Below are 22,626 nucleotides of genomic sequence, written 5' to 3' on the forward strand. Positions count from 1 at the left end.
ATATTTTATCTATATTACTCTTTTTTCCATTAGGATGACAACTAATTTATCTTTTTCCTATTATATTTTTCATTATATAAATGGTCACTTTATGAAGTTTTATTAATATGGAATGATTTTATCGGAAATCTTCTATTTCTGACTAATTGAATGGGAAATAGATAAAAATATGAATAAAATAGACTTTTTTTTTTCAAAAATGTGTTAATATATTCTTTGAATGAAGATTTATATTGCTATATGGATAAAAATCTTCACAAATAATTATCTCTATAATAAGGAGCACAAAAATGGAAAAAACACTTATTTTCGGACATAAAAACCCAGATACAGACACGATTTGTTCAGCCATTGCATATGCACATTTAAAATCAGCAATTGGCATAAATGCTGAGCCTGTCCGTCTTGGCGAAATTAATGGAGAAACACAATATGCACTAGATTACTTTCAGGTGAATGTACCACGTTTAGTCGAAAAGGTAGCTTCTGAAGCAAGTCAAGTCATATTGGTAGATCACAATGAGCGTCAGCAAAGTGCTGATGATATTGATGAAGTTCGTGTACTTGAGGTTATTGATCATCATCGTATTGCAAATTTTCAAACGAGCGACCCCCTTTACTATCGTGCAGAACCAGTTGGCTGTACAACAACAATTTTAAACAAAATTTACAAAGAGCATGGAGTTGAAATAAAAAAAGAAATCGCTGGTTTAATGCTTTCAGCAATCATTTCTGATTCTTTATTATTTAAATCTCCCACATGCACAGAACAAGATATTGCTGCAGCGCATGAATTAGCTGAAATCGCTGGCGTTGACGCAGAAAAGTATGGCTTAGAGATGTTAAAAGCCGGTGCCGATTTAAGTGATAAGACGATAGAACAATTAATTACACTTGATGCAAAAGAATTTGACATGGGGAATTACAAAGTTATGATCGCTCAAGTCAATGCAGTAGACACGAAAGATGTTCTTTCCCGTCAAAAAGAAATTGAAGAAGCCATTTCAACGTTGATTGCAGATAAAAAGCTTGATTTATTCTTATTTGTTGTCACAGATATCTTGACAAATGATTCAGTTGGACTTGCGCTTGGTACAATGACAAATGCAGTTGAAAAAGCGTTTAATACGAAGCTTGATAATAATACTGCCCTATTAGAAGGTGTCGTATCCCGCAAAAAACAAATTGTGCCTGTATTAACAGATACACTAAAATCTCTATAGAATAATAAAAAGCATGGATTGATATCCATGCTTTTTATTATTCCTTTTTACACTAGTACTCTGTCGTTGACATACATAATCATGGCAATTTCATCACAATGATGTAACTTCGGACAGTGAATGCAATCTTTCCATACCTTTTGTGGCATATTGTCTTTAACAGTTACTTCAAATCCACACTTTTGAAAAAACTCAACTTGATACGTAAGTGAAATTAACTTATCAATTCCTAATCTTTTTGTTTCTTCTATGATCGTTTCCACTAATAACTTTCCGATTCCTGCTTTTTTCATTGAAGAATCCACAACCAGCGAACGAATTTCTGCTAATTGTTTATCTAAAATGGTCAAACTTGCAGACCCTACCACTTTTCCATCAACAATCGCCACAAAAATAGAAAAAACATTCTGATATAACGACTCTTTTGTTCGAGGTAAAACGATCTCTTTGTCTGAATAAATATTGATTAAATCATATAATGTATCTATATCCGAAATGTTCGCTCTTCTAATCTCAATCATTGTTGTCCTCACCTTTATCTAATTATCTTTAATTGCTTTTATCATACTTCATTTTCAGAAAAAGTCAATAATTAATCACAAAAATGTATAAATATAAAAAATATTTTATTAATCGTTTCATCTTATGAAGGATAAAAGATAAAGATACAAATAAAAAACAGCCAAGTGTGAAATAACTTAGCTGTTTTTTTAATGACTTACTTTTTAAGCTTCTACCATTTCTACTTTTTCCATGACATCGCCATTTTTCATAGCAAGTACCGTTTCCATACCTGATGTTACTTTTCCAAAAACCGTATGAACACCATTTAAATGTGGTTGTGGTTCATGAACGATGAAAAATTGGCTTCCACCTGTATCTCTACCTGCATGTGCCATCGATAAGGATCCTGCTTCATGTTTATGTGGATTTCCTTCTGTTTCACATTTGATCGTATACCCTGGGCCACCAGTACCATTTCCATTTGGATCTCCACCTTGACTCACAAAACTAGGGATGACTCGGTGAAAAGTAAGCCCATTATAAAAACCTTCATTAATAAGCTTTTCAAAGTTTGCCACTGTTTCAGGTGCTTCATTAGGAAATAAATCAAATTCAATCTTTTCCCCATTTTGCATCAGTATGTATCCTTTTTTCGCCATTATCAACATCTCCTTTTGGTTAATCAAAACACAATTAATCATATCATTATTTCGATCATATCACAAAGAAAAGGGCATACTTCATTTTCTTGTGTTTTCCGACTCAAAATAATGAGCCAATTCCAGGATCATTGCACCCATCCGTTCATGCTCAGGTACAACAATACGTGAGATCTCCTCTTCTCTTAATGCTTCAGCTGTCACCTTTCCTACTGCTGTGGCAATGGTTTTATCTGCAAAAGCTGCTTTTATCTCATTCAAATACCCTTTTTGGCTTGCATATTCAAATAACGAGTGAACTTGAATGGCTGTTGTAAAGCAAACAGCATCTATAGATCCTGCCATTAATTCTTGGCATAGAGTTTCAACTGTTTCTTGTAATGGTGGAATATGCTGATAAGGAAGTAATTGAGTTGTGGCCGCACCCTTCGTTTCTAAAAACTGCATTAATTTTGGTGCTTTTTCACCGTGGAGCTGGACAACAACTCTTTGTGCTGAAAAATCAATATCCTCTAGCTGTCGAATAAGACTCTGCGTTGTACCATTATCATCTGATGCAACAGGTTGAATCTGCCATTTCCTTAATGCGGCAGCCGTTTTATAACCTCTTGAGGCCACTTTCGCTTGCTCTACTTGTTTGATGAAATCTGCTTTAACACCTAGATCTTCCGCTTGTTCTAGCAATACTTGAAAACCAATTCCTGTTGTAAAGATGACCCAATCAGCACCCTCTGCCACAAATGTTCTTAAATCACGTTTCACTTCCTCTTCTGCTTTAAAAACCGTTCCTTGCAATGAACGAACACTCGCTTTTCCACCTTGTTTCTCAATTAACGTCGACATTTCTTCTGTTTTACGTGATGCACCTAATACGATATGCTTTCCTACCAAGGATTTTCCCATTACCAACACCTCTTCCAAAAAGTTATATATCTGTTGCCATTTTTACATAGAATCCAGTATTTTACTAGTAATTTTTAAATCAAAAAACCCTCGATCACTACAGGGACCGAGGTTTTTTATAATTAAGCATTAAAGATATCCTCCACTGATGGGGGGTTCTTTATCGAGTTTCTTTTACCTTTAAACTGTCCAAAATCGTAAACAGTTCCTCTAAGCGACTAATTTCGTAATCTGGAACCACTTCGTTTCGTTCTTTTTCGTGACGATTAATCCAAACCGATTTTATTCCAGCACGTTTTGCACCAAGAATATCAGTCATAAGATTATCGCCAACCATTAGTACTTGATTTTTTTCGAGATTTAGTAATGAAAGAGCATGTTCAAAAATCATTGGATCAGGTTTTCCCCTTCCAAAAGCACCTGAGATGACAATTTGATCAAAATAAGGAACCAATTCAGGTGTAATCTCCAGCTTTGTATTTTGCAAATCTGGAGATCCATTTGTCAATAACAAAAGTTTGTATTTTCCCTTTAACTGATCCAATATGTTATAGCTATCTTCATATACAAATGGTTTACGTCGTCTCTCTTCTGGAAATCGTTCCGCTAAAATAGTAGCAAAGTCATCGTCATCGACACCATGAACCTGCAAACCTCTTTTCCATGCTTCCTTACGATATTCTGGTACAATTTCTTTCATTTTTCGAAATTGATCATGGTCATCAAGAAAGTTTCCCCATAAGCCTTCAAACGGATTAATTCCGATCATTTGTGTAAATGGGTATGTTTCATAGCTAGAGTAAAGTTTTCTCGCTTCTTCTCGAACAGATTCCTCAAGCTTTTCAGGATGGAGATCATATTTTTCAGCGGCTACTACACAAGTAGCAACAAATGCTTCCTTTACACTTTTTTGATCCCACAGCAACGTATCATCAAGATCAAAAAAAATCGCTTCAATCATACTAGAATCCCTCTTCCTTTGAAAAATTCAAATTATTTATTTGTCACTTCTTGCTCAACTTCTACAACCCAACCAAATGGATCAGGCTCACTTCCAAGTTGAATAGCTGTTAATGTATTGTATAATTTCATTGAAAGTTCTCCAGTTTTCCCACCATTAACGGTTAACTTTTCATTATTCCAAAATAATTCACCAACTGGAGAAATAACGGCAGCCGTTCCAGTTCCAAAAACTTCTTCCAACACACCAGCTTTATACGCTTGGTATACCTCATCCATTGATATTCTTCGTTCAACAGCTGGAATATTCCAATGTTTTAATAATCGTAAGATTGAGTTTCTTGTAACCCCTTCTAAAATACTTCCATTTAATTCAGGAGTCACAATTTCTCCATTTATTTTAAAGAAAATATTCATACTGCCTACTTCTTCAACATATTTTCTTTCTACTCCATCCAGCCATAAAACTTGAGAATAACCACTCTCTTCAGCTACTTCTTGTGCCTTCAAGCTTGAAGCATAGTTTCCTGCTGTTTTAGCTTGCCCCGTTCCACCTGCTACGGCACGAACATAATGGCTTTCAACAGAAATTTTAATGGGATGAATCCCTTCTTTATAGTAGGATCCAACAGGAGACATGATAATCATAAATTTATATGATGCTGCAGGATGAACGCCAAGAGACGGTTCAGTTGAGATAATAAATGGACGAATATATAAAGAAGTCCCTGGCGCCTTTGGTACCCAGTCACTATCAACTTTAACGAGTTCTTTTAAAGCGCTGATCGCTAAGTTTTCATCGATTTCCGGAATACAAAGTCGATCGTTTGACTGATTTAACCTTTGCATATTCCGATCAGGTCTAAACAACAATACTTTTCCATCTTTTGAATGATAAGCTTTTAAACCTTCGAATACCGTCTGTCCGTAATGAAAGATCATCGCTGATGGATCAATCGTAATCGGTTGATAAGGAATAATTCGTGCATCATGCCATCCTTGATCTAAGGAATAATCCATCACAAACATATGATCCGTAAATACTTTACCGAATTCAAGATGTTCAACATCTGGTTTTTGTTTGCGATCTGTAGTTAATGTGATACTAATATTTTCGTTTGACATGATTTTCGTCTCCAATCTAAATATATAAAACTAAATATGAAAAATCTGATAGTAATACTTTATCACAAAAAATAAATTTTTAAAGATAAATTATTTTGAAAAATGCCCAATTTAATTGAATTAAATCGATTCTTTCATTACTATTCCACAATACTTTCTATTTTATCTTTCAGTTTTTTCGCCTTTTCTTTCGCATCTTCAATCTCTTGATCCCATTTTCCTTTCCATTTTGGTACCTCTTCTTTGATTTTTTCTTTTATTTTATCTGTTTGGTCTTTAAACGACTGTTTTTGCTGCTGTTTCTGCTTCCTTTCCTTTATTTGTTTTTCAACTTCCCTTAGCTCCGCTTGTACAGACCTTGTTTTAAATTCTTCATGCTCAATATAAGGCTTAACCTTCTCCATTATCGTCCTAAAAATAGGAACTACCGTTTTAGAGCTGCTTGAAGCTAAATAATGTTGCCGGTCTGTTTGATCATACCCCAGCCAAACTGCACCAACGAGATTTGGGGTGTAACCAACAAACCATTGATCTTTCGTTCCATTAATATCATGATATGGAAGCTGAGTGGAACCCGTTTTTCCCGCTAGTTCTATCCCTGAAATTTGTGTTCCTTTCGCTGTCCCTTCCTCTACAACCCCCAATAACATTGATGTCATTTCTTCTGCTACTTTTTTCGATATTATTTTTTTTGTATTATTTTCATATTCAGCAATCACATTTCCTGTTGGCCCAACAATTTTTGTTATCAGATGACCTTCTTCTTGATTTCCATCATTGGCAAAAACAGAGTATGCTTCGGCTAACTGCAAAGGAGAAATCCCTTTATTCATCCCTCCCAGTGCAATACCGAGGTGACGGTCTTCCTTTTCTAGTGGAATACCAAATTCCCCCAAAGAAGTAATGCCTTTATCCAAGCTAATTTCATTTAACAACCATACTGTGGGCATATTTAATGACTGTGCCACTGCTTCATACATCGGAACTTCCCCTTGAAAAGTACGAGAGAAATTTTCAGGGGCATAGTCGCCAAAAGTCATCCTTTCATCTTTTAAAATAGAAGTCGGTGTATACCCTTCTTCAAGTGCAGGTGTATACACCGCAAGTGGCTTCAACGTGGATCCAGGCTGTGCTTTAATATGTGTTGCTCGGTTAAAACCACGAAACACATAATTCCCTCTACCACCAACAAGACCACGAACTCCAGCTGTTTTAGGATCAAGGAAAACAGCTCCACTTTGGACAAGCATTTCATCCCTACTAGCAGGAAAAAGCGAATCTTCTCTGTATACTTCTTCTAATACTGACTGTATATTTTGATCCATTTCCGTATATATATGATAACCTCTGGTCATAATTTCCTCTTGTGTTAAACCATATTGAGAAATCGCTTCATCTAATACGGCATCTACATAATAAGGATAATCACGCTTTATATAGCTCCCGCCACCATCTTCAAGAATGATTTTTTCTTTTTTAGCCTCTTGATATTCATGATCTGTAATCATTCCTAATTCCTTCATACTCCCTAATACAACATCTCGTCTATCCACTGCACGTTCATAATGATTAAATGGATCAAGAGCTGATGGAGCTTGCAATAATCCAGCAAGCATAGCGGCTTCGCTTATCGTAACGGTGCTAATATCTTTATGAAAATATTTCTGTGCGGCTTGGTCAATACCCCAAGCACCACTTCCAAAGTAAACTTGATTTAAGTACATGTTCAATATCTCGTCTTTTGTATAATGCTTTTCAATTTCAACCGCTAGAAATAATTCTTCTACTTTTCGTCGATATGTTTGTTCATGAGAAAGCAACGCATTTTTTGTGAGTTGCTGTGTAATTGTGCTGCCACCACCTGTAATCCTTCCTGAAAACAGATTATTGAAGAACGCTCTTGAAATACCTTTTATATCAAAGCCATTATGTTCCATAAAACGACGATCTTCAATGGCTATGACTGCATTAGACACATAGTCAGGCAATTTTTTGATATTCACACCTGTTGCTCGGTTCATATCAACTTTTGCGGCTATTTCTCCATCTTTATCATAAATAATAGTGGTTTGACTTAGGCCATCTTGAAGGGATTGAACATTCACCTTTGAAGCCATAAAAGCAAAAAATAAGATGCTTAGTAAAACAAATGATAATCCGACTAATAATAATATTTGCGTCAGGTGTTTCTTTTTCCAAAAACGGCTAGTTACCTCTAATCCTCTTTGAAAAAAGGACAGAATGGGAAGACTAAACCTTTTCCACAATTGTTTAAATAACACCCAAACAAGTTGTAATCTTTTCATTATTTCTCCTTTTATCTTTTAAAAAAGTACATCCTAATTGATCTAATAATAGCTTAAAACAAATAAATTTGGAAAGAAATATAGTCTTTTTGATCGAATTAAAGAGGATACCATACTGCGAATTGAACACCTATTACTGCAAAAAACAGATATAACCATTTTACATCCATCTGCAAATAATTAAATGGCGTGAATTAACTTCACAACCATTATTTTTTGTTTTTTAAAATTTTTCTGATTTTTTTGAAAAAAAGGTGTTCAAGTAATAGGAAATTATATATACTGTATTATAACAACTCGTAATAAAAAAATCTGTACTATAAGAAAGGGATGGATAAAATGACAACAAAACAAAATCAATCTACTCTTAACTTATCAAAAAAAATATGCCCAGAGTGCGGTCAAATGATGAAGGAACAAATTGAATCATATTTAATGGAGTGCGATCGTTGCCTATCAAAAAAACCGGAATAGTATCCTACTCGACGACATGGATTTATTAAAAAAATCTTGGCACCAAAATAAAAAGCCCTTATTCAAGAGGGCTTTTTATTTTAGCAATGAACACTTTTGGGGACCCAACCATTATCATTAGCCGATCTGCGAACACTTTCATTTTAAATATAGTGAATTCATCTCACTCTATTTTAGCTATCTAGCCAATGTGTGTTTGTTTCGCAAGCATTTTTACTTTAATTATCTTATCAATTTTCCCGATCGATAATGGGTACTAATTTTAAGTGGCTTTTTGAATTCCAATCACATACCTAATAGTAAAACATTTATTCTACTATTACTGGATACAATGATCTTAGGGCCTAGAGCTTTCCATAAACGTACAGCTATTGGAAATGTATCAAAATGCTTTTTACACTTTTACTAATTTTCAATGAACTTACTTGTTTTTCATATCTTATTTTGATGATAAAATGAGTAAAAATAAAAACTACACATAAGTGTAGTTTAAATCTTGGGCAGTTCCCGGATCTCTACTGTCATTTCGTGACCACATAGCGGACATTTTAAATCTTCAGATGCAAATTCTTTTCTCATCCAACCGTTACAAGAAGTATCATTACAAGAATACACTTCTACATCCGTCATAATGTTTTCTAATTTATCATCTTGACCCTTTCTGTTAAAAAAAATCGGAATCGCCCCCTAAGTTTTTATGAAAAGTTCGTTCTATTTCCCAGTTCAAAGGGTTTTGAAAAACTTATCATGTACAGTCTCCCCATTTTCTTATATAATGGGTAAAAAATTTGATCATTATTAGTATGATCATAATGAAAAAATTTAACAGAAAAAGAAAAAATAATGATGTACCTACTTTTGAATCCATAAGGTTGAACTTTTTTCTGTTTCATCTCTAAAATGATTAGAGTTCCTATGAAACGGATAAAAATAAACAAGTCCATTTCACAGTATATGCTTTTTTATTTTTTTCATGCAAATACAATTGCAACTCTTATTATACCATAATCCATTTAAAATGAGAGCAAACCAAACTTTTTTAAGATTTAAAAGAGAAAAATACAGAGGTATTTCTAAAAAAGAACGGACAAGCATGCTGTAGCATGTTTGTCCGTAATCGATTAAATAAACTTAAGCATCGTCCGATTTCTTTTTCTCTTGCTGTTCTGCTGAAACGAGTTGTCTTCATTTTCTAGTTGTAAATCTGGTTTTTCTTGTAAATATATCGAGATTTTTGAACGTGGCTCTGTAAAGCTAATCTGAATCCCTGACTTTTTTAACCGATTCACTAAATCAACGAGTTGTTTGCTAGGCATAAGAAAAACTCCTTTAATGTTCTCTTTGATTCTACCTTACAGCATAAATATGAATAAATTATGAATGAACTTTTTAATGATGTTATTGCTTCTTCCTTATTTAATACGAGTTTATTTTACTATTCCCCTGCAATAATTTAAAACTTTCATAAAATTTATTTTTTCATTCACGCGCTCGCTCCTATTAATGATGAAAACACTTTATATGATCTCACTTTCGAGAATCTTTCCAATATCTAGTCGTTTCTCCTGCGTTACAATGCTCAAAAATAAATGAAGTCGCCCTTCTTCATGTAAAATGGTATAATCATATCATATTGTGTTTTGGAGGAATTGACATAGATGATTACTGTTAGCAATGTAGGTCTTCGTTTTGGAGATCGCAAGTTATTTGAAGATGTAAATATTAAATTCACACCTGGAAATTGTTATGGGTTAATCGGTGCAAACGGTGCTGGAAAATCAACCTTTTTAAAAATTTTATCAGGTGATCTTGAACCACAATCAGGTTCTGTCCAATTAGGTCCTGGTGAGCGACTTGCCGTATTGAAGCAAAACCATTTTGAATTTGAAGATGAAGAGGTATTAAAAGTCGTCATTATGGGTCACAGCCGCCTTTATGAGGTCATGCAGGAAAAAGATGCTATTTATATGAAAGCTGATTTTACTGACGAAGATGGGATGAAAGCAGCCGAACTAGAAGGAGAATTTGCCGAGTTAAATGGTTGGGAAGCTGAATCCGAGGCAGCGATTCTATTGAAAGGCCTTGGGGTTGAAGAAGACCTCCATACGAAGAAAATGGTTGAATTAACAGGTGGAGAAAAAGTCAAAGTTTTACTTGCACAAGCACTTTTTGGCAAACCTGATGTACTCTTACTTGATGAGCCTACAAACCATCTCGATATTAAAGCGATTCAGTGGTTAGAAGAATTTTTAATCAACTTTGAAAATACCGTTATCGTTGTTTCCCATGACAGACATTTCTTAAATAAAGTTTGTACGCAAATTGCTGATCTCGACTTTGGAAAAATTCAACTTTATGTTGGGAACTATGATTTCTGGTATGAATCAAGTCAGCTAGCTACGAAAATGGCGCAAGATACAAATAAGAAAAAAGAAGAAAAAATTAAAGAGCTACAAAACTTCATTGCTCGTTTTAGTGCCAATGCTTCAAAATCTAAACAAGCTACCTCACGAAAAAAAATGCTTGATAAAATTACATTGGATGATATCCGACCATCTTCACGTCGCTATCCATATGTTGGCTTCACACCTGATCGTGAAATCGGCAATGATTTATTACGAGTGGATGGAATTTCAAAAACTATTGATGGGGTTAAAGTTTTAGATAATATTAGCTTTATCATGAATAAGGACGATAAAATCGCTCTCGTTGGCACCGACGAAACAGCTAAAACGACGCTTTTCAAAATATTAATGGGTGAATTGGAAGCTGATAGTGGTACTTTCAAGTGGGGCGTTACCACTTCACAAGCTTATTTTCCAAAAGATAACTCACGCTACTTTGAAAATAGTGATGTAAATCTTGTTGATTGGCTGCGTCAATTTTCTCCTCAAGATGACAGCGAAAGCTTTTTAAGAGGTTTCTTAGGCAGAATGCTATTTTCTGGTGAAGAAGTATTAAAAAAAGCTAGTGTCCTTTCTGGTGGCGAAAAGGTTCGTTGTATGCTTTCTAAAATGATGTTGAGTGGTGCCAATGTATTACTGTTAGATGAGCCAACAAACCATCTCGATCTTGAATCGATTACTGCTTTAAATAATGGTCTCATCAACTTTAAAGGTTCATTAATCTTCTCCTCACATGACCACCAGTTTATTCAAACGATCGCTAATCGAATTATTGAATTAACACCAAGTGGACTAGTTGATAAACAAATGGCGTATGATGAATATTTAAATGATAGTGAATTACAAAAGCAAATCGCTCAAATGTATCAAAATTAAAGTCTAAATCAAAAAAACGCAAAGGGAAGCCCTTTGCGTTTTTTTATGAACGTTTTTGTTTGTTTCGTGAAGAGGAGGCTTCTCTCATACCTGTCTCCTCTGTCGTTGTGCCTTGCCCTTTTACGTCTGCAGAGCTTAAGCCAGCTTTAGATGGATCTTGTTTACGTTTTCCCATTATTGTCACACCTCCACCCTTATGTTTCCACCACTCTTCGTATTTATTCTATTAAAAAAGGTGTCAGGCACCGTAAAAAGACAATCGTCTTTTTACGGTGCCTGACACCTAATGCCTTATTTTCGTTTTGAGTTCTTCATATATTCTGCATATTGATCATCTCTCGCTAATGCAGCAATATATTGCCTTTTAACAAAGTGTTCAGCTTCAGTAAAGTCATTAAAGGTAAGTGGCAGTGTTTTTTTATCGTGTTCAATAATCCAAGATTTATTATGTTGCTTAATCAACCACTTTTCCCTATTTTGATTTTCATACAGTGCACCTTCAGGGTTATTTTTCACATTATGCTGATTTTTAGGTGCGTCAATTCTAGATGAATCCAGCGGGAATACTTCATGAACGAAAAGCTTATAAGCTGTTTCAGTCATGGTGCATCCAGAGGCTTTTGCATGACCTCCCCCACCAAATTTCCCTGCCACCGCTGAGACATCGATATGATCATGAATCGTCCGGAAGCTCACTTTTTTACCACCCATGTTCAAAATGACAATATAATCTAAATGGCTATTTTCTTTACCGAGCTCATTTCCTAATTCAGAATGATACATTTCAGCATGAACAATCCCAACACAGTGTTCTTCAATAAAAGTTTGCACGAGTTCACGGTTTTTCTTTCGAATATAACGATTAATTTTTATCTCTTCCATACTTAATAGTTGCTGTTCAAACTCATTAAATGAAAAAGGTTCATCAGACTTTAATCGTTCGATCATTTTTCCTTCAAAATCATCAAGTGAAAGCAATGAAAACAAATCATTAAGCTGCTTGGCTTTTACAAGATTGTTTCTTTCCCAATCCCAAGTATCATACTGGCGAATTAATTCAACAAATTCTTCTATAGAAGACTTAGGTGTAATCCACTGATTATCTAACAAATAATCATAAAATAAAGAGGTTGCCGATGTTAGCCTTCCATCTTCATATTCAACTATAACCTTTGCCCAACTATAATCATTTAGATGCAAGGCTGTTTTATGATGATCAATAAACTGAGCTTTCCCACCTTCTTTGACAAACTGCGCAATTCTTTTACTATTTGCTTCATTGACAGTAAGATCTGTAATCAATAAAGTTTCTTCTTTTAGTTGACTAGATTTGATCGTTTCAAAATAACGTTCAACTTGTGAGTTTAGTCTAGCAACAGAATTATAGTGTACCACTACACCCTCGCCAAAAGCCATTTTTGCTAAAATACCACAACCAAGACCGTCCAAATCATTATGAGTATATAAATGAATCAATATAACCCACCTCTCCTATTTTAAATTGTATGTAAAAGTAAAAACGTAAGAACTTTCACACTTCGGAATGTAGATTAATCCATCCACATCATTATATGTATTTCTTCCTTATCTAAACATTTTAGAATGTCTTATAAGAACATTATAACTTTACCTACCTATTGTCAAAAGGAAATAGTCATTTCCAGCAAAATAACTTATGTTTTGATCAAAATAAGGAATTCAAAAAATTAAAGTCCTTATCAATATTTTTGTACATAATTTGATTTCACTGACAAGTTCACCACCCTTGTCCGCATATAGTAACAGAAGTAAGAAAACTTTGAGATGAAATTATTTTCTTTTAGGAGGAGAAACCGTGAAGTTACTGATCATTAAGAAACGATTTGTATTGTTTAGCTTTATTCTCATTATTTTATTAGCATCTGCAGGAGGATGGTTTTTAATCAATCAAGAAAGTGAAGTCGTATTTGGACAAATAGATAATGATAAAAAAGCACGAGAAATTCATCTTGTGACTGGAGAGTTTTCTTCTAGGTTACCAGACGGAACAAAAATAGAAGGCTACCGCTGGGATCCGGGCACCATTTTCGTTCAAGCAGGAGAAAAAATCAATTTAAATATTTTGGGGATTAATGGAAAAGAACATCCCTTTGTCATAGAAAACACAAATATAAAAGGAATAGTAAACAAAGGAAAAGAAACAGTGATTCCATTACAATTTAACAAAGAAGGAGTATATAGGCTCATCTGTCTTACACATGCAGACAAGGAAAGTGAAGGTCCGATGATTGCCTATATTGTAGTGGATTAATAAAGGATAAAAAACAACTTTATAATATTCATCACAAAAGGAAACTATTAAGATGTAAACAGCTAAATAATACTATTTACGACTCCATTAGTTTTATACAACAGAACCTCTAAATTTTTTTATAATACAGTTTGATAAATAGATGAAATTATTTAAACTATCTAATTTTATAAATCCCATAAAACCTTTATTTATCAACCTTTTTTAACCTTCACAAAAAGTTCAATTATAATGTGATAACTTTCACAATTGTCCTGTTATACTAATGATATAGAAGTTTTGTAACAACTGTTATATCTTTTTTAAAAATCCATTATAACTTATGAGGTGACTAGAAAATGGAACAATGGAACGGCTTTACAAATGGAGTATGGAATAAAGAAGTGAATGTACGTGACTTTATCTTAAAAAACTTTACTGAATATACTGGAAAAGATACTTTTTTAGAAGAACCAACTGAAGCAACAAAGCAACTTTGGGATCAAGTAATGGACTTATCTAAGCAAGAACGTGAAAAAGGTGGCGTTCTTGATATGGATACAGACATCGTTTCAACGATTACTTCACATGGCCCTGGTTATTTAAATCAAGATTTAGAAAAAGTTGTCGGTGTTCAAACAGACAAACCTTTTAAACGTTCATTCCAACCATTTGGTGGTATCCGAATGGCTATGCAAGCTTGTGAAACAAATGGTTTTGAAGCAAATAAAGAATTAGATAAATTCTTTACAGAATATCGCAAAACTCATAATCAAGGTGTATTTGATGCTTACACAGATGAAATGAAACTCGCTCGTAAAACGGCAATTATTACCGGTCTTCCTGATGCATATGGCCGTGGACGTATTATTGGTGACTATCGACGTATCACACTATACGGAATTGACTTCCTTATTGAAGAAAAGAAAAAGGATCTACAAGGCACAAGCAGTGTAATGAGTGAAGATACCATTCGCCTTCGCGAGGAACTTTCAGAACAAATTCGTGCATTAAAAGAAATTAAACAATTAAGTGCAGGCTATGGTTTTGATATTTCAAAACCAGCAACGAATGCAAAAGAAGCATTCCAATGGTTATACTTTGGCTACCTTGCTGCTGTTAAAGAACAAAACGGTGCAGCCATGAGCTTAGGTCGTACATCTACATTCCTTGACATTTATATTGAAAGAGACCTTCAAACTGGTGCCTTAACAGAACAAGAAGCACAAGAATTAGTTGACCATTTTATTATGAAACTTCGCTTAGTTAAATTTGCTCGTACACCTGAATATAATGATTTATTCAGTGGTGACCCTACTTGGGTAACAGAATCAATTGGTGGTATGACTATAGATGGACGTTCTCTTGTTACGAAGAACTCTTTCCGCTTCCTTCATACATTACAAAATCTTGGACCTGCACCAGAACCAAACTTAACTGTTCTTTGGTCTAAAAAGCTTCCTGAGAACTTTAAAATATTCTGTGCAAAAATGTCTATTCTATCAAGTGCGATCCAATATGAAAATGACGACATTATGCTTCCGCATTATGGGGATGACTACGGTATTGCTTGTTGTGTATCAGCGATGAGAATTGGTAAACAAATGCAATTCTTCGGTGCACGTGCAAACCTTGCCAAAACATTACTATATGCGATCAATGGTGGTGTAGATGAAAGATTAAAAATACAAGTAGGTCCTAAATTTGCTCCCATTACAGATGAATATTTAGACTATGATGATGTAATTGAAAAATACGAGCAAATGATGGAATGGCTTGCCGGGTTATATATTAACACATTAAACGTCATTCATTATATGCATGATAAATATAGCTATGAACGTAGTGAAATGGCTCTTCATGATACAGAAATCATTCGTACAATGGCTGCTGGTATTGCAGGACTTAGTGTTGCAGCTGACTCTTTAAGTGCAATTAAATATGCAAAAGTAAAAGTAATCCGTGATGAAGATGGTCTTGCTGTAGATTTTGAAACAGAAGGAGAATCCCCTAAATATGGTAATAATGATGATCGTGTAGACAGTATGGCGGTTAATCTTGTTGAAAGCTTTATGACAAAGCTTCGTAAACATACAACTTACCGTAATTCTATCCATACTCAATCAATCTTAACCATCACATCAAATGTTGTGTACGGTAAGAAAACAGGTAATACACCTGATGGACGTCGTAGTGGCGAACCGTTTGCTCCAGGAGCAAACCCAATGCACGGACGTGACACAAAAGGTGCACTTGCTTCTTTAGCATCAGTAGCAAAAATCCCTTATGAGTCTTCGTTAGATGGTATTTCAAATACCTTCTCTATCGTACCAAAAGCATTAGGAAAAGATGCTGACTCTCGTCATAAAAATCTAGTTTCTATTCTTGATGGTTATTCTATTAAAAAAGGCCATCATCTAAATATTAATGTATTTGATCGTGAAACCTTATTAGATGCCATGGATCACCCAGAAAATTATCCGCAACTTACGATTCGTGTATCTGGATACGCTGTAAACTTTATTAAATTAACAAAAGAACAACAATTAGATGTTATCAACCGTACTTTCCATGATAGCTTATCTAATGTTGGTCCTGCACCTGTTGAAAATCATGAAGTTGTTTCAGCACAGTAAACTATTATTCAAAAATTAGTGATCGGGGTCACCCTTATCACTAATTTTTCACAAACTTCCCCTTTAGTTGTGATGATTCAAAAATTTGAAGGGAGCTTTCAAAATGATCGGAAATATTCATTCAATTGAAACATTTGGAACTGTGGATGGCCCAGGTATTAGATATGTCATTTTTACGCAAGGCTGCCTTCTTCGCTGTCAATTCTGCCATAATGCAGACACTTGGGAGATCGGAACTGGAAAACAAATGTCTGTAGCTGAAATTATCGAAGATTTAACTTCCTATCTTCCTTTTATTGAATCGTCAGGTGGAGGTATTACAGTTAGTGGTGGCGAGCCCTTGTTACAAATTCCCTTCCTTATTGAGTTATTTAAGGAGTGTAAAAAATTAGGTATTCATACAGCAATTGATTCTTCAGGTGGTTGTTATTCAACAGCACCCCTTTTTCAAGAACAATTAAGCGAGCTATTAACATACACAGACTTAATTTTATTGGATGTAAAACATATTAATCGAAAAAAACATATTACATTAACAGGGATGGCAAATGATCATATTATCGAATTTGCTCGTCTTCTCTCAGAACGTAAAATTCCAGTTTGGATTCGCCATGTTCTTGTTCCTACCATTTCTGATGATGAGCAAGATTTAAATGAACTTGGTGATTTTATAAGTACATTAAAAAATGTCAAGAAGCTTGAAATCCTCCCTTATCATAAGCTCGGTGTTTATAAATGGGAAGCTCTTGGTTTAGATTATCCTCTGAAAGATATAGAACCGCCAAGTGATGAAAAAGTGGAAAAAGCCTATCAAATATTAACAAAAAAACTCACCTTTATATAGAAAAGATCGCTATCCTGAATGAAGGATAGCGATCTTTTCTATATTGATTGACTTACTTCCACCATTCGTCAAACATGGTTGTTGGCATTTCCCTTTTATGTTGAGTAGTCGAATATCTTTTTTCAATTTTTTCTGCTATTTTTGATGAGACGTCTTTACCCTCTAAGTAATCATCGAGTTCATCATAAGTTATTCCCAGTTCCGTCTCATCTGCCTGTCCCGGTTTCCCATCTAGTAAATCAGCTGTTGGAACTTTTAAATATATACTCTCCGCTGCACCAAGTTCTTTTAATAGTCTCCTGCCTTGTCTTTTCGTCAAGCCTGATAATGGAAGAATATCAGCTCCTCCATCACCATATTTTGTGTAAAATCCTGTAACAGCCTCAGCCGCATGATCTGTTCCAATCACAAGCAATCCCTCTTGGCCACCTATTGCGTATTGAGCAATCATGCGCATTCTAGCCTTTACATTCCCTTTATGATAATCTCTTAAAGGATCTCCACTTGTTTGTTTATTATATTCAGTTTGAACTGCATCAACTGCTGCCGCAATATTAAATATAAATTCTTGATCTGCCTGAATAAATCGAAGAGCTTTCTTAGCATCATTTTCATCCTGTTGTACCCCATATGGCAACCGAACAGCAATAAATTTCACATCATGTCCTTCTATTCTTAATTCTTCAACTGCTAACTGGGCAAGTCTCCCTGCTAGCGAAGAATCTTGACCACCGCTAACTCCAAGAACAAATCCTTTTGCATTCGTTTTAAGAACATACTCTTTTAAAAACTGAATTCTTTTTCGTATTTCCATCTTTGGATCAATATCTGACTGAATATGTAGTTCCTTTATTATTTTCTTTTGTATGTTCAAACTACATGCCACTCCTTCCTATTTTCTTATCAACCATTACTTTGCATCATCTATATTTGTACTTACTTTATCACTAACAAGTTCAATATTTCGTCGTTTATTTTCCCAACATTTTGGACTTAAATCGACTGGATATTCCTCCGGATTTAATGATCGCTTATATTCATCCCATAGGTAATTTAAATTTTGGTGGCAAAAGGCCTGTATCCTAGCAAGCGTCGGTAGATCATAGACAACTTCCCCATTAATAAAAATATCATAATGAAGATCTCGGGCTTCAAAATTAGTAACATCTTTTTTAATATATGTATGGACAGGATGAAACATTTGCAAATATCTTTCTTCATTTGGATTTTCATCATCCAAAGTAATATAATCCCCCTCAGATTTTTGATTGGCTAAATTAATGATTCGGTAGACCTTCTTTAAGCCTGGTGTAGACACCTTTTCTGGATTTCCACTAATTTTAATTGTATCAACCATGTTCCCTTGTTCATTTTCAATGGAAACGATTTTATAAACAGCTCCTAAAGCAGGTTCATCATAGCCAGTAATCAACTTCGTACCAACTCCCCAAGTATCAATTTTTGCACCTTGGGATTTTAAGTTCATAATCGTATATTCATCAAGATCATTTGAAGCGATGATTTTTGCATTTAGAAAACCGGCATCATCCAGCATTTTTCGTGCTTCCTTTGATAAATAGGCAAGGTCTCCACTATCAAGACGGATACCAATAAAGTTGATCGAATCACCTAATTCCTTTGCGACTTTAATCGCATTAGGCACTCCTGAACGCAATGTATCATATGTATCAACTAAAAACACGCAATCTTTATGACGACGTGCATATTTATGAAAAGCAGTGTATTCGTCGATATAGGCTTGAATAAGTGAATGTGCATGTGTTCCAGAAACAGGTATTCCAAATATCTTTCCTGCACGGACATTGGATGTTGCACTAAAACCACCAATATAGGCAGCCCGGGTCCCCCATATCGCTGCATCCATTTCTTGTGCCCTTCTTGTTCCAAATTCCATTGCTATCTCATTGCCAATGACATATTTAATTCTCGCGGCTTTCGTCGCAATTAAGGTTTGATAGTTCACAATATTCAAGATTGCGGTTTCAATTAATTGTGCTTCTGCAAGGGTTGCCTCAATTCGCATAAGAGGTTCATTGGCGAATACAATTTCACCTTCAGCCATTGAACGAACGGTCCCTGTAAAACGTAGGTTTTTCAAATAATCAAGAAAGTCATCTTGATACCCTAATTCATTTCGTAGATAATTGATATCACTATCCGTAAATTGTAGTTTATTTAAAAAATCAACTACCTTTTCTAAACCAGCAAAAACCGCATAACCGTTACCAAAAGGTAATTTCCGGAAATAGACCTCAAAAACCGCTTTTCGGTTATGCATTCCGTCTTCCCAATACGTTTCCATCATATTAATTTGATATAAATCAGTATGTAAAGCAAAACTGTCATCCAAAAATCTTTCTCCCATGGCTAAACCTCCAATAATTCCACTCATCTCATTTAATACCAAGTAAAAGTAATCCATTTATCATAAATTGTTTTTTTACGTTATTTTTATTATAACTTTAAATAATGAATTGTCTACTTGACAAATAGCACTTACTTCTATGTCATTCCGTTTATTAATTAAAAAGTACCGTCGCATTGCTTAAATATGAAAAATCTTATATACTTGCAAAAAAATACTTAACTATATGATCTACTGATCCGAGGTGACGATGTTGTTTGAATTTATATTGGATACCACCAATTCACAAGTGGATTATACCTTATATTGCGCTATTCTATTAGGACTTACAGTCAAATTTTTCTGGATATGGAATATCGAATTTGAATTTGTTCATTCCATTAATACTTCCTCTGACTCGGACATGCACATCAAAGCAAAAAGTCTATTATTACAAATCGAACGTCAAATGCATAGCCATTCTCGACTTATCTGGATTGTTACATATATAAGAAGAAAAGAAAGTCCCGATGATGAACCAGACAATGCTATCTCCTCAACACTTTTGTTAATTTAAATCATAACATTGGAGGAAATAGTAAGCATGAAAATAAAGAAAATCATTTTAATGATTACCCTACTAACATTTACTACAACCTTTTTATCTGCTTGTTCAACAGACAGTGGGCAGAATTCTGATTTTTTCCACACCTATTTTGTCGAACCGTTTACAGCCTTAATTCTTGGGACTGCTCATATTTTTAATGATAATTATGGTATGGGTATTATTTTAGTTACCTTACTTGTACGCATTACCTTACTACCGTTACTGCTAAAACAGTATAAAACACAGGCAAACATGAAAGAAAAAATGGATTTAATAAAACCCGAAATGGATGAGATACAGAAAAAATTAAAAGGGGAAAAAGACTCTAAGGAACAACAAAAGCTACAAAAGGAAATGATGGGTTTATACCAAAAACATGGAGTCAATCCATTGAATATGGGGTGTTTACCTTTACTCATTCAAATGCCGATCTTAATGGCCTTTTATTATGCTATTCGTGACTCATATGAAATAGCAACCCATTCATTTTTATGGTTTAATCTTGGTCAGCCTGATATTTGGCTAACAGCCCTTGCAGGTGTCGTTTATTATTTCCAATTTAAAATTTCTCAATCAAACATGCCTATACAGCAGCAAGAACAAATGAAATACATGGGCCTACTTTCTCCTATCATGATTGTATTTGTTTCATTTAATGCTCCTGCAGCCCTTCCTCTTTATTGGGTAGTTGGTGGTATCTTTCTCATTTTCCAAACATACTTAGGACGAAAAATATACCAAACTCCTAAGCCTATAACAAACGCAAGCATACAAAAGGGATAAGGACAAAAGCAATTAGGCTAACTTATAAGTTATACACCATTCTCAAAGCTATTGTTTCCTATAGATTTAAACCTGTCAGCGAATTGCTGGCAGGTTTTCTTCATTGTTAGCCCTTTATAAAATCCTACTGTAACTATTTATTAAATTGGAAATTTCCTAAACGGATAATTAATAGTAAGCGTGTAAAACTAAACACGTACAATTATTTAAGGAGGTTTTAAAATGAAGTGGAGAGCTTTACTAACTGCTGCTTCCCTATCGTCACTACTCCTCGGTGCTTGTGGGACAAACAATGATATGGATGATACTGCCCTACGAAACCAAGATAACCCTGAATTGAGAAATGTCGGATATAATACAAACGATAATATGGGTCTCAATAACAACACATATGGCACTGTTAATAACGCCAATAATTACAATGCTACAACAAATTTGAATGATCGAACCAACACAATGCACAACATCAATAATAATAATGAGAATCGGAATCGGATAGATGTAGCAGATAAAGCTGCTGACAAAATTGTAGAAATGCGTGAAGTAGATCGAGCAAATGTTATTGTTACAGACAATAATGCATACGTAGCCGCAAAATTGGCAGATAATGCTAGTAAGAAACTATCTAAAGATGTTGAGAAGAAAATTTCTGATCTTGTGAAATCAACAAATCGAGATATTGATCATGTGTATGTATCCATAAATCCTGATTTTTATAATCGAACGACGTCCTATGCAAATGATATTCGAGACGGACGACCTATTGATGGATTTTTTAATGAGTTCGGTGAATTAGTGCGTCGAGTTTTCCCAACTGAAAGATAAATATAGTGAGGGTTATGATTGTCCGTTAGTTATGTTATGTAATCTAATCTAACTAGCAGTAATCATTCCCCCTCATTGTTTTATTTATACGTTCTCGAAATAGTCTTTGTAGAACCCACCAACTTTTCCTGTATTATCAACAATGAAATAAAATTCCTCTGTTTCATTTTTTACATCATATGTATTACCAGGTGTTAATACATGATTGACAATATATTTCTTTGCATTAGTGTGTACACACTTTACTTTTTTAACCGTTTTTCGTTCATGCCAGTCTAAATGAATCATTTTGATTGCTCCTTCATATCGATTTACTTTTTAGTATATATAATTCCCCCTCTTCAAGGCAACCACATATTAACTCAACATTTTCTTTTATCTATATGATTAAAAATCACACATCTAATTCTAAGGGATTACAGTGACGACTTTTATTTGATCAACTTAAGAATAATGACAATTTCATTAAAGTTTTACTAAATTATTTTCAATTCTTCATAAAATATTTAAAATAGAATAATATTGAATATTCTATCCTTTAGCTTGGAGGTATGCTCAATGAAGATTATGAGTAATGAACAATTGATCGTCTCTTATCGTGATGCATTAAAGTCAGGTGAAGAAAAAGAGTGGATTAGGGTATTGCAAGGAGAAATAAAGAAACGTGGTTTGAACCCGACAATCTGTTAATAAAAAGAAACAAAGGGACCCTTTGCTTCTTTTTCAGGCTGTTGAGAAAGTTTTTTTCTCAACAGCTTTTTTTGAGTTTAAGTGAGTTCTTGCCTGTCAAGACTGCTATTTGCTAATTATTGAAGTTTATGATTTCTTTTCATTTATTTTATTCAGCTACAACGCCTAGCCA

The 22,626-nt window shown here is 34.5% G+C and carries 22 protein-coding genes; 9 read left to right on the forward strand and 13 right to left on the reverse strand.

Features of this window, described 5'->3' with window-relative positions:
- Positions 1–290: 290 nt before the first annotated feature.
- Complete coding sequence (locus JMM81_RS14780; RefSeq protein ID WP_256242331.1) at positions 291–1,223, forward strand: manganese-dependent inorganic pyrophosphatase; 933 nt, start codon at positions 291–293, stop codon at positions 1,221–1,223.
- A gap of 47 nt (positions 1,224–1,270) precedes the next feature.
- On the opposite strand, the gene JMM81_RS14785 is transcribed toward JMM81_RS14780, so the two are convergent.
- From JMM81_RS14785 to JMM81_RS14810, 6 genes are all read right to left on the reverse strand, one after another.
- Entirely contained in the window at positions 1,271–1,744 is a 474-nt protein-coding gene (locus JMM81_RS14785) for an N-acetyltransferase (protein WP_256242332.1), read from the reverse strand.
- A 204-nt stretch (positions 1,745–1,948) separates the two neighbouring features.
- Positions 1,949–2,386, reverse strand: a complete 438-nt coding sequence (locus tag JMM81_RS14790) for a peptidylprolyl isomerase (RefSeq protein WP_256242333.1) — start codon at positions 2,384–2,386, stop codon at positions 1,949–1,951.
- An 81-nt stretch (positions 2,387–2,467) separates the two neighbouring features.
- Positions 2,468–3,289, reverse strand: coding sequence for a uroporphyrinogen-III synthase (locus tag JMM81_RS14795; RefSeq protein ID WP_256242334.1), 822 nt, complete (start codon positions 3,287–3,289; stop codon positions 2,468–2,470).
- A gap of 160 nt (positions 3,290–3,449) precedes the next feature.
- Positions 3,450–4,250 carry an HAD family hydrolase gene (locus tag JMM81_RS14800; RefSeq protein ID WP_256242335.1) on the reverse strand — a complete coding sequence of 267 codons (801 nt, stop codon included), beginning with the start codon at positions 4,248–4,250 and terminating at the stop codon, positions 3,450–3,452.
- A 32-nt stretch (positions 4,251–4,282) separates the two neighbouring features.
- The gene (locus JMM81_RS14805) at positions 4,283–5,374 is read right to left on the reverse strand and encodes a branched-chain amino acid aminotransferase (protein ID WP_256242336.1); all 1,092 of its coding nucleotides are present in this window, start codon (positions 5,372–5,374) and stop codon (positions 4,283–4,285) included.
- A gap of 140 nt (positions 5,375–5,514) precedes the next feature.
- The gene (locus JMM81_RS14810; protein ID WP_256242337.1) at positions 5,515–7,680 is read right to left on the reverse strand and encodes a transglycosylase domain-containing protein; all 2,166 of its coding nucleotides are present in this window, start codon (positions 7,678–7,680) and stop codon (positions 5,515–5,517) included.
- Between the two features lie 339 nt (positions 7,681–8,019).
- Here JMM81_RS14810 and yhfH point away from each other — a divergent pair, with 339 nt between their 5' ends.
- Complete coding sequence (yhfH, locus tag JMM81_RS14815; RefSeq protein WP_256242338.1) at positions 8,020–8,154, forward strand: protein YhfH; 135 nt, start codon at positions 8,020–8,022, stop codon at positions 8,152–8,154.
- A gap of 489 nt (positions 8,155–8,643) precedes the next feature.
- Here the strand turns inward: yhfH and JMM81_RS14820 are convergent, their stop codons facing one another.
- Together JMM81_RS14820 and JMM81_RS14825 are read right to left on the reverse strand one after the other, a co-directional pair.
- The gene (locus JMM81_RS14820; RefSeq protein ID WP_309143501.1) at positions 8,644–8,835 is read right to left on the reverse strand and encodes a cold-inducible protein YdjO-related protein; all 192 of its coding nucleotides are present in this window, start codon (positions 8,833–8,835) and stop codon (positions 8,644–8,646) included.
- Positions 8,836–9,275: 440 nt separating this feature from the next.
- Positions 9,276–9,470, reverse strand: a complete 195-nt coding sequence (locus tag JMM81_RS14825) for a hypothetical protein (protein ID WP_256242339.1) — start codon at positions 9,468–9,470, stop codon at positions 9,276–9,278.
- Positions 9,471–9,812: 342 nt separating this feature from the next.
- Here JMM81_RS14825 and JMM81_RS14830 point away from each other — a divergent pair, with 342 nt between their 5' ends.
- Entirely contained in the window at positions 9,813–11,435 is a 1,623-nt protein-coding gene (locus tag JMM81_RS14830) for an ABC-F family ATP-binding cassette domain-containing protein (RefSeq protein WP_256242340.1), read from the forward strand.
- A gap of 43 nt (positions 11,436–11,478) precedes the next feature.
- On the opposite strand, the gene JMM81_RS14835 is transcribed toward JMM81_RS14830, so the two are convergent.
- Both JMM81_RS14835 and JMM81_RS14840 read right to left on the reverse strand, forming a co-directional pair.
- Positions 11,479–11,610 (reverse strand): YuzL family protein, encoded by a 132-nt coding sequence (locus JMM81_RS14835; protein WP_256242341.1) that lies wholly within the window; start codon positions 11,608–11,610, stop codon positions 11,479–11,481.
- A gap of 116 nt (positions 11,611–11,726) precedes the next feature.
- Positions 11,727–12,911, reverse strand: coding sequence for a DHH family phosphoesterase (locus tag JMM81_RS14840; RefSeq protein ID WP_256242342.1), 1,185 nt, complete (start codon positions 12,909–12,911; stop codon positions 11,727–11,729).
- Positions 12,912–13,269: 358 nt separating this feature from the next.
- Here JMM81_RS14840 and JMM81_RS14845 point away from each other — a divergent pair, with 358 nt between their 5' ends.
- The 3 genes from JMM81_RS14845 to pflA all read left to right on the forward strand — a co-directional run bounded on the left by JMM81_RS14845 (position 13,270) and on the right by pflA (position 17,184).
- A complete protein-coding gene (locus JMM81_RS14845; protein WP_256242343.1) occupies positions 13,270–13,725 on the forward strand; it encodes a cupredoxin domain-containing protein in 456 nt (151 codons plus the stop codon).
- Between the two features lie 338 nt (positions 13,726–14,063).
- Positions 14,064–16,340 carry a formate C-acetyltransferase gene (gene pflB, locus JMM81_RS14850; RefSeq protein WP_256242344.1) on the forward strand — a complete coding sequence of 759 codons (2,277 nt, stop codon included), beginning with the start codon at positions 14,064–14,066 and terminating at the stop codon, positions 16,338–16,340.
- A gap of 103 nt (positions 16,341–16,443) precedes the next feature.
- The gene (gene pflA, locus JMM81_RS14855; RefSeq protein WP_256242345.1) at positions 16,444–17,184 is read left to right on the forward strand and encodes a pyruvate formate-lyase-activating protein; all 741 of its coding nucleotides are present in this window, start codon (positions 16,444–16,446) and stop codon (positions 17,182–17,184) included.
- Between the two features lie 52 nt (positions 17,185–17,236).
- Here the strand turns inward: pflA and nadE are convergent, their stop codons facing one another.
- Positions 17,237–18,058, reverse strand: a complete 822-nt coding sequence (gene nadE / locus JMM81_RS14860; RefSeq protein WP_256242346.1) for an ammonia-dependent NAD(+) synthetase — start codon at positions 18,056–18,058, stop codon at positions 17,237–17,239.
- Positions 18,059–18,094: 36 nt separating this feature from the next.
- Positions 18,095–19,570 (reverse strand): nicotinate phosphoribosyltransferase, encoded by a 1,476-nt coding sequence (locus JMM81_RS14865; RefSeq protein WP_256242347.1) that lies wholly within the window; start codon positions 19,568–19,570, stop codon positions 18,095–18,097.
- 583 nt (positions 19,571–20,153) lie between these two features.
- Here JMM81_RS14865 and yidC point away from each other — a divergent pair.
- Positions 20,154–20,939, forward strand: a complete 786-nt coding sequence (gene yidC, locus JMM81_RS14870) for a membrane protein insertase YidC (protein ID WP_256242348.1) — start codon at positions 20,154–20,156, stop codon at positions 20,937–20,939.
- 222 nt (positions 20,940–21,161) lie between these two features.
- Positions 21,162–21,764 carry a YhcN/YlaJ family sporulation lipoprotein gene (locus JMM81_RS14875; protein WP_256242349.1) on the forward strand — a complete coding sequence of 201 codons (603 nt, stop codon included), beginning with the start codon at positions 21,162–21,164 and terminating at the stop codon, positions 21,762–21,764.
- 84 nt (positions 21,765–21,848) lie between these two features.
- Here the strand turns inward: JMM81_RS14875 and JMM81_RS14880 are convergent, their stop codons facing one another.
- The gene (locus JMM81_RS14880; protein WP_256242350.1) at positions 21,849–22,052 is read right to left on the reverse strand and encodes a DUF6501 family protein; all 204 of its coding nucleotides are present in this window, start codon (positions 22,050–22,052) and stop codon (positions 21,849–21,851) included.
- 270 nt (positions 22,053–22,322) lie between these two features.
- Here JMM81_RS14880 and sda point away from each other — a divergent pair, with 270 nt between their 5' ends.
- Entirely contained in the window at positions 22,323–22,454 is a 132-nt protein-coding gene (gene sda / locus JMM81_RS14885; RefSeq protein WP_256242351.1) for a sporulation histidine kinase inhibitor Sda, read from the forward strand.
- The last annotated feature ends 172 nt before the right edge of the window (positions 22,455–22,626 follow it).

This window comes from Bacillus sp. V3B (genome assembly GCF_024494465.1).
GTDB lineage: Bacteria > Bacillota > Bacilli > Bacillales > Cytobacillaceae > Bacillus_BD.

Coding starts and splice junctions, on each gene's coding strand:
- JMM81_RS14780 (WP_256242331.1), top strand. CDS start 291: ATGGAAAAAACACTTATTTTCGGACATAAAAACCCAGATACAGACACG.
- JMM81_RS14785 (WP_256242332.1), bottom strand. CDS start 1,744: ATGATTGAGATTAGAAGAGCGAACATTTCGGATATAGATACATTATAT.
- JMM81_RS14790 (WP_256242333.1), bottom strand. CDS start 2,386: ATGGCGAAAAAAGGATACATACTGATGCAAAATGGGGAAAAGATTGAA.
- JMM81_RS14795 (WP_256242334.1), bottom strand. CDS start 3,289: ATGGGAAAATCCTTGGTAGGAAAGCATATCGTATTAGGTGCATCACGT.
- JMM81_RS14800 (WP_256242335.1), bottom strand. CDS start 4,250: ATGATTGAAGCGATTTTTTTTGATCTTGATGATACGTTGCTGTGGGAT.
- JMM81_RS14805 (WP_256242336.1), bottom strand. CDS start 5,374: ATGTCAAACGAAAATATTAGTATCACATTAACTACAGATCGCAAACAA.
- JMM81_RS14810 (WP_256242337.1), bottom strand. CDS start 7,680: ATGAAAAGATTACAACTTGTTTGGGTGTTATTTAAACAATTGTGGAAA.
- yhfH (WP_256242338.1), top strand. CDS start 8,020: ATGACAACAAAACAAAATCAATCTACTCTTAACTTATCAAAAAAAATA.
- JMM81_RS14825 (WP_256242339.1), bottom strand. CDS start 9,470: ATGCCTAGCAAACAACTCGTTGATTTAGTGAATCGGTTAAAAAAGTCA.
- JMM81_RS14830 (WP_256242340.1), top strand. CDS start 9,813: ATGATTACTGTTAGCAATGTAGGTCTTCGTTTTGGAGATCGCAAGTTA.
- JMM81_RS14835 (WP_256242341.1), bottom strand. CDS start 11,610: ATGGGAAAACGTAAACAAGATCCATCTAAAGCTGGCTTAAGCTCTGCA.
- pflB (WP_256242344.1), top strand. CDS start 14,064: ATGGAACAATGGAACGGCTTTACAAATGGAGTATGGAATAAAGAAGTG.
- pflA (WP_256242345.1), top strand. CDS start 16,444: ATGATCGGAAATATTCATTCAATTGAAACATTTGGAACTGTGGATGGC.
- JMM81_RS14865 (WP_256242347.1), bottom strand. CDS start 19,570: ATGGGAGAAAGATTTTTGGATGACAGTTTTGCTTTACATACTGATTTA.
- yidC (WP_256242348.1), top strand. CDS start 20,154: ATGAAAATAAAGAAAATCATTTTAATGATTACCCTACTAACATTTACT.
- JMM81_RS14875 (WP_256242349.1), top strand. CDS start 21,162: ATGAAGTGGAGAGCTTTACTAACTGCTGCTTCCCTATCGTCACTACTC.
- JMM81_RS14880 (WP_256242350.1), bottom strand. CDS start 22,052: ATGATTCATTTAGACTGGCATGAACGAAAAACGGTTAAAAAAGTAAAG.
- sda (WP_256242351.1), top strand. CDS start 22,323: ATGAAGATTATGAGTAATGAACAATTGATCGTCTCTTATCGTGATGCA.